Origin of the sequence: Fulvivirga lutimaris (assembly GCF_009711525.1) — a bacterium.
GTDB lineage: Bacteria > Bacteroidota > Bacteroidia > Cytophagales > Cyclobacteriaceae > Fulvivirga > Fulvivirga lutimaris.
The window spans coordinates 1-14,240 of the sequence record NZ_SMLV01000320.1 but is presented as its reverse complement, the minus strand read 5'-3'; the positions used below and the strand labels follow the sequence as shown (position 1 = coordinate 14,240).

13 protein-coding genes are annotated in these 14,240 nt (G+C 39.2%); 8 read left to right on the top strand and 5 right to left on the bottom strand.

From position 1 onward, the window contains the following. The coding region (locus E1140_RS06645) for a nitroreductase family protein (protein ID WP_155180641.1) at positions 1-547 on the top strand (547 nt) is incomplete at its 5' end. On the opposite strand, the gene E1140_RS06640 is transcribed toward E1140_RS06645, so the two are convergent. Both E1140_RS06640 and E1140_RS06635 read right to left on the bottom strand, forming a co-directional pair. Beyond that, the gene (locus tag E1140_RS06640; RefSeq protein WP_155180638.1) at positions 548-1,123 is read right to left on the bottom strand and encodes a hypothetical protein; all 576 of its coding nucleotides are present in this window, start codon (positions 1,121-1,123) and stop codon (positions 548-550) included. Between the two features lies 1 nt (position 1,124). After that, positions 1,125-2,831, bottom strand: coding sequence for a SpoIIE family protein phosphatase (locus tag E1140_RS06635; RefSeq protein ID WP_155180635.1), 1,707 nt, complete (start codon positions 2,829-2,831; stop codon positions 1,125-1,127). Positions 2,832-3,024: 193 nt separating this feature from the next. On the opposite strand from E1140_RS06635, the gene E1140_RS06630 reads away from it, so the two are divergent. Beyond that, positions 3,025-3,327 (top strand): hypothetical protein, encoded by a 303-nt coding sequence (locus E1140_RS06630; RefSeq protein ID WP_221412648.1) that lies wholly within the window; start codon positions 3,025-3,027, stop codon positions 3,325-3,327. 84 nt (positions 3,328-3,411) lie between these two features. Beyond that, the gene (gene can / locus E1140_RS06625) at positions 3,412-4,056 is read left to right on the top strand and encodes a carbonate dehydratase (RefSeq protein ID WP_155180629.1); all 645 of its coding nucleotides are present in this window, start codon (positions 3,412-3,414) and stop codon (positions 4,054-4,056) included. Positions 4,057-4,203: 147 nt separating this feature from the next. On the opposite strand, the gene E1140_RS06620 is transcribed toward can, so the two are convergent. The 3 genes from E1140_RS06620 to E1140_RS06610 all read right to left on the bottom strand — a co-directional run bounded on the left by E1140_RS06620 (position 4,204) and on the right by E1140_RS06610 (position 7,587). Continuing rightward, positions 4,204-6,408, bottom strand: a complete 2,205-nt coding sequence (locus E1140_RS06620) for a xanthine dehydrogenase family protein molybdopterin-binding subunit (RefSeq protein ID WP_155180626.1) — start codon at positions 6,406-6,408, stop codon at positions 4,204-4,206. Between the two features lie 26 nt (positions 6,409-6,434). Continuing rightward, a complete protein-coding gene (locus E1140_RS06615; RefSeq protein ID WP_155180623.1) occupies positions 6,435-6,890 on the bottom strand; it encodes a (2Fe-2S)-binding protein in 456 nt (151 codons plus the stop codon). A gap of 91 nt (positions 6,891-6,981) precedes the next feature. Beyond that, positions 6,982-7,587: a DUF6134 family protein gene (locus E1140_RS06610; RefSeq protein WP_155180620.1), complete on the bottom strand. Its 606-nt coding sequence runs from the start codon at positions 7,585-7,587 to the stop codon at positions 6,982-6,984. Between the two features lie 254 nt (positions 7,588-7,841). Between E1140_RS06610 and E1140_RS06605 the strand changes: the two genes are divergently transcribed. The 5 genes from E1140_RS06605 to E1140_RS06585 all read left to right on the top strand — a co-directional run. Continuing rightward, positions 7,842-8,186 carry a PadR family transcriptional regulator gene (locus E1140_RS06605; RefSeq protein ID WP_155180617.1) on the top strand — a complete coding sequence of 115 codons (345 nt, stop codon included), beginning with the start codon at positions 7,842-7,844 and terminating at the stop codon, positions 8,184-8,186. Further along, the gene (locus E1140_RS06600; RefSeq protein WP_221412647.1) at positions 8,180-10,852 is read left to right on the top strand and encodes an ABC transporter permease; all 2,673 of its coding nucleotides are present in this window, start codon (positions 8,180-8,182) and stop codon (positions 10,850-10,852) included. The genes E1140_RS06605 and E1140_RS06600 overlap by 7 nt, the downstream gene beginning before the upstream one ends. Positions 10,853-11,055: 203 nt before the next feature. Then, positions 11,056-12,333 (top strand): sodium:proton antiporter NhaD, encoded by a 1,278-nt coding sequence (nhaD, locus tag E1140_RS06595; protein WP_155180614.1) that lies wholly within the window; start codon positions 11,056-11,058, stop codon positions 12,331-12,333. A gap of 98 nt (positions 12,334-12,431) precedes the next feature. Further along, complete coding sequence (locus tag E1140_RS06590) at positions 12,432-13,181, top strand: sulfite exporter TauE/SafE family protein (protein ID WP_246202723.1); 750 nt, start codon at positions 12,432-12,434, stop codon at positions 13,179-13,181. A gap of 285 nt (positions 13,182-13,466) precedes the next feature. Further along, on the top strand, positions 13,467-14,240 hold a 774-nt coding region (locus tag E1140_RS06585; RefSeq protein WP_155180611.1), incomplete at its 3' end, for a serine hydrolase domain-containing protein.

Genomic DNA, 14,240 nt, shown 5'->3' with positions numbered 1-14,240 from the left:
TTTTCCTCTTGAGGAAAATCTTGAGAAAAGATGGAGTGGTAGAATATATGCAGACAAGGCAATTGATAAAACTGATTTATTGTCGCTTTTTGAAGCCGCAAGATGGTCAGCGAGTTGTTTTAATGAACAGCCCTGGCGTTTTTTGGTAGGAGTAAAAGGAGAGGAGACCTATGATAAAATCTTTGATATACTGGTAGAATTTAATCAGAAATGGGCAAAGACAGCACCAGTGTTAGTTTTAGCTTATGCTAAAAAGACATTCTCGCAAAATGGGAAGCCTAACATGCATTACTGGTATGATACTGGGCAGGCCATGGCAAGCTTAACTGTCCAAGCTACCCATCTTGATCTCAATGTGCATCAGATGGGTGGATATGACAGAGATAGGGCCCAGCAAGAGTTGATTCAGGACGATGACTTTGAATCTATCTGCGTAGCAGCCATTGGTTACAGAGTAGCACCAGATAATGTGCCTGAAGATTTGAAAGAAAGAGAGTTTGCCCCACAGACGAGGCTAGACTTAAAAGAAGTGATTAAGGGCATTTAATTACAAATAGGCCATTAGTTCATTGCCGTTCATAATAATCAGCGCTAGCGTAACTGCGAAGACTATTATTTGAAACACAAGATGAGCTTTTGGCTTTTGAATATTAAATGTCACAAATGCCAGATAGGTCAAACCATATAAAAACTGCGGCCATTGCGAGAAAAGGCTTAAATCTGATATTATAATATTTTGAGTAATGCTGACAATAACAGTAGTTATTCCAATGGTAAAAAGGTAGCGCCATTGATCGTAATAATACTTTTTGAAATCAGTCTCATTACCTCGGATACCCGTTGGGAATATCATTCTGGCCATTACAAACAACAGTATGGGATAAGCAATAATGGAAATTACTACCATTAATGTCCAGCTAGTTATTTCTGATGCATATTGATAATTAATCCACCATTCCTGAATTAGCAAAAAGAATATGGCTAACGTATATAAGATATGAGGAAGATAGAGCTTAGTTTTTTTTAGGTTTGATATAACATCGGCAATGCCTGTGAGTATTTGGGCAATACCTAAGCCGACTATCAGAGAGGTGAGTACAACTACGTATTCAAAAGGATCCATATTATACTTTGAAACCTACAACGAGTACATCATCTATTTGACGTCCAGAGCCTTTCCACTTAATAAATTCGCCTTCAAGGCGTTCCTTTTGTTCGCTAAGTGGAAGATGGGAAATTCTAAGGATGAGCTCTCTGAACTTCTTACTCATAAATTTCATGTTTTTGGGTCCCCCAAATTGATCCACATAACCATCTGAATACATATAGAAAGTCATGTCTCCTTCAATGGGTATTTGATGTTCAGTAAATTTTAGTTCTTCATATTTACCTCCGCCAATAGGATGCTTATCTGCCCTGATTTGACTTATTTCACCATCTTTGATATAAATAAGTGCATTTTTGGCTCCTGCATAGGTGACCATTTTCTTTTTTCTATCTACTGTACATAAAGCCAAATCCATTCCATCCTTATTGCCAGATTCACTTTGCTTGAGTGATGTATGAATCTCTTTATGAAGCTGACTTAATATTTCCGAGGCAGATGTTACCCCCTTACCAGTAATGCTGTTCAGTGCATTCATCCCTACCATTGACATAAATGCCCCTGGCACGCCATGACCTGTGCAGTCTACAGCTGCAATAGCAAATTGATCATCGCTTGTTTCCAGCTCCTTGGCCCAATAGAAATCGCCACTTACCACATCTCTTGGCTTGAAAAGCACAAAAGAGTCGGGTAACAACTTAGCCAGGAGGTTAACGTCAGGAAGCATGGCCTGCTGTATCCGTTGCGCGTAATTGATGCTGCTGGTAATATTGAGGTGCTGCTCATGAATTTTCTTATTTACCTTGATTTTGTTGCGATAGCCAATAAAAACAAAAACTCCGAATGCCAGTGCAAGCAATACAACCAATATCAAATAATTACGAGTTAGTCTATTGTTTTTGAGCTCAGCTTCTTGAGCCTGAATGGTCATATCGGTTAAGTCTTTCTCAATACTCAACAAATCAATTTGTAACCTTTGTTCATTGGTAATCTCCTGAACCTTATTTAGGGAGTCATTGGCCATTTCCAGTGCTTTGTCCTTATTACTCAATTGGTTTTGCACTGAGTTAATCTGACTCTCTATCTTTTCAATCTCCTCTTTCATTTCAGAATCACTCTTAAGCAAGGCCAGATTGTTAGTATATTCCTTATACTTAGCTTCATTGCCGGTCTCCTTGTAAATCTTGGCAAGCTGAGCATAGCTTTCAATGGTGATGTTCTCGAGGTCTTTTTCGATGGCCAGTTTTAATGCCGACTCCATTTCATCAATGGCTCGTCTGTTCTTGTTTTGGATGCTGTAAAGAGTTCCGATTTGCAGGTGTGCCTGCGCAGTTGAAATGTGATCATTGAGTTTTGAGGAATAGTCTATACTTTTCTTAAAACTTCGAATGGCATCATTATATTCCTGAATATCTTTATTCAATAATCCTAATGCATAGTAGCCATCCTGGGTAAGGGCATCATTTTTTATTGAAGTGCTTAAATCTATTCCATCCTCAAAGGCATCAATGGCTTCCTTAAATTTCTTTTGTTTCCAATAGGTATCGGCAAGTTTAAAAGCCAGCTTAGTTGCAGGTTCAATTTGGTTGTCCTTTTTGAGCTGTTCAAGCTCCTTTTTTATTTGATCAGGATTTTGATTTTGAGCAAGAGCAGGTGTATTCAGTAATGCACCGAACTGCATGAAAAGAATAAATGTATAAAGCCGCACTAATAGATTTAAAGACATTCTCTATATTCTACTTTAATATATCAAGTAAGTCCAAAGTTGTTATTATTTAGAACTAAAACTTAATCCAATCTACTAATAATTGATTAAACTTTGATGGGATTTTTCATAACCACTTGATTCACAGGTGGGATTAAGTAAAAGGTGAAATGAATCTAACTATTTAGGATAGTTGATCGTATCTTTGATAAGAATGCAGAAATTGATCCCCCTTATATTGCTGATCTGTTTTACAATTACTGAGATTGAGGTAATTGCAAGTGTACTTGATAGTAACTATGTAGTTGAATACTCAGAGACATTTCCTGATTCAGAAGGGGAAAAGGAGGATGAGCCACATAAAGATTCTTTGGAAAAGGAGGACAAGTCTCTTGCATTTTATCAGTTGTTGACTGACAATTCATTTGTTAATATATCTTTTCGATATAGCCAGTTTTTTCTGATGTACTGTTCGCCAGTTCAGAAAATACCCGTGCCTCCTCCTGAGTATAGTTAATTTAGATTTTATTCGATTTTAAATCATTGATATACAGTGATTTAAATATCATTAATTGAATTATAATTTAATATTTAGCTTACAATGGACAAGTTTTATAATCAACTTATAGAAAATAATAAGAAATGGGTAGCTGATAAGCTATCAGAAGATTCACAGTTTTTTGAAAAGCTGAAGAACGGACAGAAGCCACCTTTTCTATGGGTAGGATGCTCAGATAGTCGTGTGCCTGCCAATGAGATTACAGGCACCCAACCAGGCGAAGTGTTTGTTACACGTAACATTGCCAATATGGTCGTACATAGCGATATGAGCATGTTAAGTGTGCTTGACTATGCCGTTAATGTGCTGGAGGTGCAACATATCATCGTATGTGGCCACTACGGCTGTGGTGGAGTGAGGGCTGCCATGAGCAATCAGCAGCTTGGACTGATTGACAATTGGCTAAGACACATAAAAGATGTTTACAACATACACGCAAAAGAATTAGATGCAATTGCAGACAATCATGAGCGCGAAAACAGATTTGTAGAGCTCAATGTACAAGAGCAGGTTTTTGATCTTTGTAAAACTGCTACAGTTCAAAATGCCTGGAGAAACGGAAAACCTCTACAGGTTCATGGGTGGGTATACGATATCGGTAACGGCATAATCAAAGATCTTGAAGTGTCCTTCAGCGATAACTCTAAATTGGAAAATGTATACCAATTTGAGTTAGCGCAATCCTAAATAAGAATGTAAGTTTGATGGACGTGGCTGTGGTCCCTTGCAAGAGGTGGCTGCAGCCATTTTTGTTAAATACTGTTATGAACAAAATGAAAAAGGATAAGCCTTTGCCGACTTATCCTTTCTATTTGTTAAAAAATAAGTAATGTATTAACCTAATTCTATTGCCTCACCTAAATAGTCAGTGAAAGGCTGGCCTTCTAATCTTTTTCCAGTGGCTTTGTAAATCGCATTGCCTAAGGCAGCAGCAACTGGTGGTAAACTAGGCTCTCCAAGCCCGGTAGGGTCGATGCCATTTTGAACGAAGTGTGTTTCTATTTCAAGAGGCGCTTCGTTATGCCTTATCAATTTATACTCATTAAAGTTCTTTTGATCTGGAACACCATCAGTGAAGGTCATGGCACTGTACATAGCGTGTCCTATACCATCAATAATTCCTCCTTCAACCTGATTTAAGGCTCCTTCTGGGTTTACTACAATTCCGCAGTCTATAGCGCACCATACTTTTTGTACCCGCGGTTTACCATCCTTCATCATAACATCTACTACTTGAGCTACATAGGAGTTATGGCAATAGTAAGCGGAAACACCTCTACTTACTCCTGGTATTTCTGTACCCCAATTAGATTTCTCCTTAACGAGCTTCAAGACACCTGCGTATCTTTCTGGATCATAGTCATTGTTTTCTCCTACAGGATTAGATTTTGCCCTTTCAAAAAGCTCCAATCTAAAGTCAATAGGGTCTTTACCCACTGTTTCAGCCACTTCATCAAGGAAGGATTGCTCAGCAAAGGCGATAAAATTTGATCTTGGTGCACGCCATGCACCAGTAGAAATAGCTGACTCAAGGTTATGATTTTCAGACAAGTAGTTGTCCAATGCTCCGGCAGGAAATCTGTTTTCAAAAACAGGACTTCCATTAATACCTGCACCCTTTATTTTTACAGCAGTTACATTATTGTTTTCGTCAATGGCCGCTGAATATTTCACTTTGTAAGCAGGGCGATAGGTGCCTTGAGTCATATCATCTTCTCTACTATAAACTAGTTTTACTGGAGCGCCTACCTTCTTGGAGATCATAGTTGCCTCAACTCCAAAATTACCGTAGAGTCTTCTTCCAAAACCACCACCCATGCGGGTCATCATAATGGAAATTTTATCTTCAGGCATTCCCAACACCTGCGCAATAGTTTTGCTCAAATATTCAGGAGTTTGTATCGGGCCTACCAGCTCAGCTTTGTCAGCAGTCACATTAGCAAAGAAGTTCATCGGCTCCATAGTATTGTGCGCCAGAAAAGGAGCACTATATTCTCTTTCAACAGTTTTTGTTGCATTTTTAAAGGCAGCATCTGGGTCACCATCTTTTCTGGCTGGCTCAGCGACATCTTTACTCATAAGTTCTGAAAGGGACTCTACATAGTTGGCAGTACTTTCTCCGCCACCTTCAGCATACTCCCATTCAAGCTTTAGGGCCTTCTTGGCTTTCATTACCTCCCATGTGGAGTTGCCAACAATAGCTACCTGCTCAGGAAAAGCATTTACATCTGACCATTGTTTTTCTATTCCTTCAGGGTAAACAGTGAACGAAAAGACATCTTTAATGCCAGGCATAGCTTTGGCTTCAGTTGCATCCATTGACTTCAGCTTCATGCCAAAGCCTTCCGGATGAACGATCATGGCGGTGAGCATGCCTTCTTCCTTATAGTCAAGGCCAAATAATGATTCACCTTTGATAATTTTAGGACCATCAACATTTTTGGTTGGCTGTCCTATTATTTTGAAGTCTTTTGGGTCTTTAAGCTTTACCTCTTCAGGAACCTCTATGCCTGCAGCAGCAGATGCTACTTCACCATAAGTCATTGATTTGCCTGAAGCATGGCTTATTACTCCTTTAGCAGTTGTTAATTCATCTGCAGAAACGCCCCACTGCTTGGCAGTAGCTTCCAACAGCATTCTTCTGGCAGTGGCACCTGCCATTCGCAAGCTTTGCCATCCCTGCCTGATAGATTGACTACCACCAGCCAATTGGCGTGTATATTTTTGAATATCATAACCGGCTTGTTCTACAACTACATCCTTCCAGTCAACATCTAGCTCTTCGGCAACAATCATGGGCATTGATGTTTTTACATTCTGGCCGATTTCAGGATTTGGAGACATGATAGTAACTATACCATTATCACCGATCTTAAGAAAAGCATTAATATTAAACCATTCGTCAGGCATCTGCTTAATTTGCTCAGGAGTAGGAGAGCAGGAAGCCAGCCAGCTAAAGCCTAAGATAATACCACCAGTAGAAGCAGTGGTGACCTTCAAGAATGATCTACGATTATATTTGGTTTTAATAAGTGTCATTGCGTTAAGTTTTTAGGTAGGATGAATTAGCTATTGGCAGCAGTTTTAATTGCTTTCTTAATTCGCGTGTATGTACCGCAGCGGCAGATATTGCCACTCATTCCATTCTCAATTTCCTGATCTGTGGGGTTAGGGTTTTGTTTAAGTAAAGAAGCTGCGCTCATAATCTGTCCACTCTGACAGTAGCCACATTGAGGTACATCATGTTCTATCCATGCTTTTTGAACTGGATGATCTGCTTCTTTTGATAGACCTTCAATAGTAACAACTGGATTTTCTCCAACTGCTGATATTGGAATTTGACATGATCGGGTTGCAACACCATTAAAATGAATGGTACATGCTCCACATTGACCAATGCCGCATCCAAACTTTGTTCCTACTAGATCAAGGTGATCTCTAAGTACCCATAACATGGGAGTGTCAGGGGCAGCTTCTACTTGCTGCGCCTTTCCGTTGATAGTAATTGTATATTGTGCCATGATAACTTTAATATACTTTTAATTCGGCACAGATAAAAGACAATGTCCATAGAAACTCTATTGACTAGGACGAATGGTAAAGTTTTTTAGACTAATGTTCCTTTTCAAATTTGAGACTGAACCAGGTTCGGTCGACATAGACCTCCACAAGTTTGCCATCAACATAGGTATAGATGTTATCTTTTCCATTGGGAAGAGAGAGTTTGTACTTGTGATCCCCAAGGGCTTCTAATGGACAGTATTCCAAAAAACGTTCAGAAAATACACTTTTAATATGGACGGGCTCTTCAAAATACATTTTCGCTGAAAAATAGGAGATGTCCGCATTCACCAGATTGAAATGTTTATTAGGAAACTTGAAGCATTTGTAGTTATTATTTAAGTACTCCATAGAAGCAGAGTCCTCTTTATTTTTATTCATATAAATGCCTGAGTAGCTTTTCTTTATCCTATCATTTTCAATAATTAGATTATGCTCTGTTTTTCTGTTGTACGACTTCCATAACACTTTGAAAGTGACATCAGAAACAACCAGATAGGATGTCATGCCCGCATCTTCAGTTTTTGTAGCACTGATTTCTCCAATTTTATCACCTCTCAAATTGATGGTATAAGAATGCTGCTGAGCTTTGGCATCCTGATTGAAATTAACTCGAAATAAAATAAGTAATAATACAATGAGTAGTCTATTGGGCATGGGCTAATATATAACTTTAGTATTCATTCTTCCAATGAACAACTACAATTAGAAATATTTATTATTGACTTACTTTTTATAAGTTGAAAAACTCAGTTTAAATAGCTTCAATGCCAATTTTTAAATTAAAGTCTTCATTTATGAAACAAATAAGATGCACGGTCAGTATTTAATGTATCCATTTACGAAACAAATAATTGAATTTTTGCGCAACCATTTAATAAGACAGTGGTCTAATACTTAACAATGAAATTATGAAAGGTACTTACTTAGGTGAATTTCAAGAGGTCGTATTGCTTTCCATTCTCATTCTACAAGATGAATCCTATGGAGTAAGAATCCAGGAAGAGATTCAAAATGAACTTAATAGAACCATCAGCAGGGGAGCGCTTCATACTGCGCTAACCAGATTGGAAGAGAAAGGTTTTATCAAATCTGAGATGGGAGGAGCTACTGAAGAACGTGGTGGCAGACGAAAGCGCATTTTTACAGTCACCAATCTTGGCAAAGAATCTTTAAAGGAAGCAAGAGCTGTACGGGAGCAATTGTGGACTAAAGTACCGGACTGGGCGGTAAATGTGAGTTATGCTGTATGGTAAAAAATAATACGCCACCGAAACTATTCGAGAAACTCTTTGAATGGTTTTGTGCTGATGAATTCTTCGAAGAGCTACAAGGCGATCTGGAGGAAGCCTACTATCATAATGTAGAAGCTCATGGTAGCGCAGTAGCCAGAAATATTTATAGAAAGGAGGTTTTGCTGATGCTAAGACCTTCGGTTATTAAAAAACTTAAAAGTCAATTTAGAAACTCAAACTCAAACAACATCGACATGATACGTAATTATCTCAAAATTGCCGTAAGGAATATTCTAGGTCAAAAGCTGTATTCCTTCATCAACATTTTTGGTCTGGCCGTGGGCATGGCTGCCACCATTCTAATTTCACTTTATGTCCAGAATGAACTCAGCTATGACAAGTACCATGAAAAGGCTGATAGAATATATAGAGTCTCACGAGAGTGGTTAAATCAGGATGGTGAGTCAAGTTTGCACCTGGGGCATATAGCTCCACCTTTCGCACCACTAATAGAGAATGACTTTGAAGGTATTGTGGAGCAGGCCGTGAGACTAATGAGTGGTTATGGTCCACTGATGAGCACTGCTGATGGTGAAAAACAATTTGAAGAGGATAACTTTTTCTTTGCAGATGCAGATGTGTTTAAGGTCTTCTCCTGGAAGTTTATCAAAGGAAAACCTGAAACTGCGCTAATAGAGCCTAATACTTTGGTGCTATCAGAAACAGCAGCAAAAAGGTACTTTGGAGATGAAGATCCAATTGATAAGTCATTGACATTCAATAATTTCGGAATAGAAATTGAAATGAAAATCACAGGTGTTATTCAGGATGCTCCTAATAACTCCCATTTTCATTATAACATGATTGCTTCATTTCTTACTTATGAAAATGTAGTAGGTAAAGAGCAGCTGATGCAGCAGTTTGGGAGTAATAACTTCTCAACGTTTTTGCTATTCCCTGAAGGTGTTAGTCCTGCTGAATTTGAGGCTGGTGTGCCTGCATTTATTGATAAGCACTTAGGGGCCAATAATGATGGAAATGCTGCTTCAACCACTAATAAGTTGCACTTAATGCCCCTCACGGATATTCATCTGCATTCACATCTGGATAGCGAAATTGAAGCTAATGGTGACATTAAGTATGTCTACACCTATATCATTATTGCTTTGTTCATATTGCTCATTGCATGTATTAATTTTATGAACCTTTCCACCGCCCGTTCTATGAAGCGAGCCAAGGAAGTGGGGGTGAGAAAAGTGATGGGCGCATTTAGAACATCGTTGATCAGACAGTTTATAACAGAGAGCGTATTGCTCGCGACAGTTTCAGCGATATTGGCTGTTGGTATAGTCATAGTTGTGATGCCCTGGTTCAACAACTTTTCAGGAAAACAGCTGTCATTAACCACAGTTGATCCTTTGTTTTTCACATCACTACTTTTAGGCGTGGTTTTAGTTGTAGGGCTTATTGCTGGCAGTTATCCTGCTTTTTATCTATCAAACTTTACTCCAGTAAAGGTTTTGAAAGGGGCCAAACTCAACAGTCATAAGAAGGTGAACCTGCGATCGATTTTAGTGGTTTTTCAGTTTTTTATTTCCATCTGCCTGATCATTGGCGTAGGGGTTATTGGTGATCAGATCGAATATATGAAAACCAAAGATTTGGGTTTCAGAAAGGATAACATGATTGTTTTGCCATCCAACCAGCAGATACATGACAACTTCCGAATGATTAAAGACAGGCTTATGAAGCAACCCAGCATTGAGGATGTAACCTTTGCTAGTCGGGTACCGTCAGGCAGATTGCTCGACTCACAGGGCGGACAAGCTGAGATAGGAGGTGAAATGGTCAATATCAATTTTAGAATAGCCGATATCCATGTAGATCATGATTATTTGAAGACATTGGATGTAAAGTTTCTGGCAGGCAGAAACTTTGATTACAACCTGGCGAGTGATTCGTCAGAAGCGTTTGTGCTTAATAATGCCGCGATAGTAGGACTTGGCTATACATCATCGGACGATGCTGTTGGTAAGAAGTTTAATTATGGTGGTAGAAATGGGTTTATAATAGGTGTTGTAGATGATTTTCATTTTGAATCTTTACATCAATCTATTGCGCCTATGGTATTTGTTATTACCCAAGGGCGAGCAAGAAATGTAATTGTCCAATTTAAAGAAGGAATGGAGAGTGAGGCCTCTGATTATCTTAAAGGAGAATGGGAGACGCTACGTCCAGGCTCAACCTTTGATTATTACACCATAAGTGAGAGCTTTAATGACCAGTATGTGGCTGAGGAGAAGCTCAGTGAGTTGGTATCCTATTTCTCATGGCTAACCATCTTTGTGGCCGTTTTAGGGCTGTTTGGTTTGTCATCTTTCAGCATTGAGCAAAACATTAAAGAGATTGGTATTAGAAAGGTATTAGGAGCATCTGTAGGTAGTGTAATGTACCTGTTTACCAAGCGTTTTGCCATTTTGGTGATAATAGGAATCATCATAGCTGTACCGGCAAGCTATTATGGAATGACTGAATGGCTTTCTGGATTTCCGTATGCTACGAGTCTAAAGCCAATGACTTTTGTTGTAGGAGGGCTGTCAGCATTGATATTTGCCATTGTTACAGTAAGTTATGAGATCATAAAAGCCGCGATCTCTAATCCTGTGAATTCAATCAGAACTGAGTAGGGAGGGGTATCTAATAATAATTAACAATTTGTCTTAGAATTTTAAAAAAAAAGAGCACGGTTCGCATTAAATTGTGGGCTGTGCTTTTTTAATTAACTGATTGTTAAAACATTATGGCTCCTATTTTGTATTAAGTACCGCATTAAGATTTTATTAGTCATTCGTAATGCATTCCATTCCTTTTTGTATATTCAGGCTGACCTATGGTTACTTACCTCATATCCGTTTTCATTTTTGGTTATCTCCTCATCTCTTTAGAGGAAGTTATCAAAATCAACAAAACTGCCGTGGCCCTTTATACAGGGGTTATTTCATGGGTGGTGTATGTTGTAAGTTCCGGACATGTCGATGATTTTTCTGAGGAATTAACACTTGAGCTTGGTCATATTTCTGAGATTTTGTTCTTCCTGATGGGGGCCATGACTATTATTGAGTTAATAGACATTCACAGGGGGTTTGATGTTATCACCAATCGAATAAAGACCACCGACAAGCGAAAGCTCCTTTGGCTGATAGGCGGTATTTCATTTTTCCTGTCAGCCCTACTTGACAATTTAACAGCCTCGATAGTAATGATATCATTACTGAGAAAGTTAATGGACGACAAAGAGGATATTAAACTTTATGCTGGAGTATTGATTATAGCCGCTAATGCTGGTGGCGCCTGGTCACCCATAGGTGACATTACCACCACCATGCTCTGGATAGGTGGACAGGTGAGTGCTGAGAATATCATGAAAACGCTATTTATCCCGAGTGTAATAAGTCTTCTGGTGCCGCTGATTATATTATCATTTACTATGAAGGGTGACTTGCATAGGGTAGAGAGCAACAAAAAGGATGTTCTAAAGAAAGAGAAAGTTCGAGGCAGTAAACAGATGTTGATTGGCGGTTTATCAGCTTTGGTATTTGTTCCAATTTTCAAGGCTGTTACTCATCTACCTCCTTATATGGGTATGTTGTTGGGGCTTTCCATGGTTTGGATCATGTCAGAGTTAATTCATTTCAAAAAAGATGAACAAGAAAAAAAGCCATTTTCAGCGGTGTATGCATTAAGTAAAATTGATTCATCAAGCGTGCTGTTTTTCTTAGGCATATTGTTGGCAGTTGGAGCATTGCAACATGCTAATATTCTATACGGGCTTGCCATCTGGATGAATGCCACTATTGGCAATTTGGATATGATAGTTTTTGTAATGGGTGTACTTTCTTCTATTGTTGATAACGTGCCACTAGTGGCTGCTACTATGGGTATGTATTCTTTACAGGATTTTCCAATGGATAGTCAGCTTTGGGAGTTTACGGCTTATTGTGCAGGAACTGGTGGCAGTATTTTGATTATCGGCTCCGCATCTGGGGTTGCTGTTATGGGTATGGCAAAAGTAAGCTTTGGCTGGTACCTAAAAAGAATTTCCCTTTTAGCAATAGCAGGATATCTGGCAGGTGCAGCCTATTTTTTATTGATTAATAATTGGCTTTAATAACTTCATCTTCTCAATATTGCTGCAAATATATTTCACTCTCATTTCTGTTTGTAAGCTCTGATTAAACTCATTTCCTATGTTTATTACATTTGAATTTGTCTATACTTATGCCTTTAGATAACTGGCAGATTCTGACAGCCGGTCTATTAGCTGGCATTATTCTCGGCCTTTCCAAATCTGGCATTAAAGGCATAGCCATGCTTTGTGTGGCCATTTTGGCGATCACCTTCAACGCTAAAGCATCCACTGGTATACTACTACCCATGTTGATAGGAGCAGATGTACTCGCTGTTACCTATTATCGCAGACATGTACAATGGCCTTATCTCATTAAAATGATGCCCTGGATGATGGCTGGAGTGCTGGTAGGAGTTTGGGCAGGTAATGATGTGTCTGAGCATATCTTTAAGCAAGGAATGTCTATCATAATACTGATCAGCGTTGTAATCATGTTTTGGTGGGATAGAAGTAAGAAAAACCTGACTAACAATATACTCATTGCTCCAGTGATGGGACTCAGTGCTGGCTTTGCTACCATGGTAGGCAATCTGGCAGGGGCATTTTCTAACATTTACTTCCTGGCCATGCGGTTGCCAAAGGATCAATTCATTGGTACAGCTGCCTGGTTGTTCTTCATCATTAACTTATTTAAGTTGCCCTTCCATATTTGGGTGTGGGGAACCATAACTTCCTCATCCTTAGTGATTAGCGCCTCTCTATTTCCTGGAGTTCTCATAGGTTTTTTTGGTGGAGTGAGGCTGGTAAAACTGATCAGAGAGAAGCGATTCAGACAAATGATTTTGCTGCTAACGGCTATTGGGGCGGTGATTATTTTGATTAAATAAACTGCTGTGGTACCAAATTATTATTGGTTTCAAAAATGTAAACCTTTAATTCCCGGCCCGCCTGTTGAGGTAGTATTGAGGGAGGCAAGACAAAACCTAACAGAACCGTCTCTTCGAAACAGAGCATAGCGTAGTGAGAAGTCTCCTAATCATTGTCCACAAGTCCTAAAGGGAGATGTCTCATTCCGCTGCACTTCATATCGACATAACGATGATTTTTATTGATCAAACTTGGGTTAATAATTTTTACTATCTTGTTTGATCTTCAAACATCAATCAAGACTAATGAACAGATCTTTACGCATCATCACCGTCATTTTATTATGTGCTGTAACAGCGCAGGCCCAGGACAAAAAAGCCAAAGAGCTTGACGGCTTTATTAATAAGGGCATTGCCGACTGGCAAATACCAGGACTGGCCGTAACTGTGGTTAAAGACGGGGAAGCTGTTTTTACCAAAACTTATGGCGTCAGGAATCAGGATGATGGTACTAAGGTTGATGAACATACCTTGTTTTCCATGGCATCTACAACTAAAGCTATGGTGGCCATGGCAATGGCCATGCTGGTAGATGAAGGCAAAGTGAGTTGGACGGATAAAGTCACAGATCATGTGCCTTATTTTAAACTCTCTGATCCATACATCACTGCAGATGCCACTGTAAAGGATTTATTGACGCATAATCTGGGGCTTGGTAATGCTGACCTCATCTGGTACGGGATAGAACTGGATGCAGAAGAAACGATTAAAAGGATGCGGCACGCGCCAATGGCTTATCCATTGCGTGGCGGTTATGTCTATCAGAATATTATGTATGCAGTAGCAGGAGAGGTGATCAAGGCTGCGAGCAGTATGGAGTGGAATGACTTTGTTAAAGCCAGAATTCTTGACCCATTGGGTATGAAGGACACCAAATTGGTTTCTAAAGATGTAAAGGCTGTTGATAACAGGGTAACTCCACATTTATTAAATGATGAAGATAAGCGCATCACTTTCCCGACAACTTTTAGTGATGGCATAGGCCCTGCAGGTATGATTTGGTCTTCTATTACTGATATC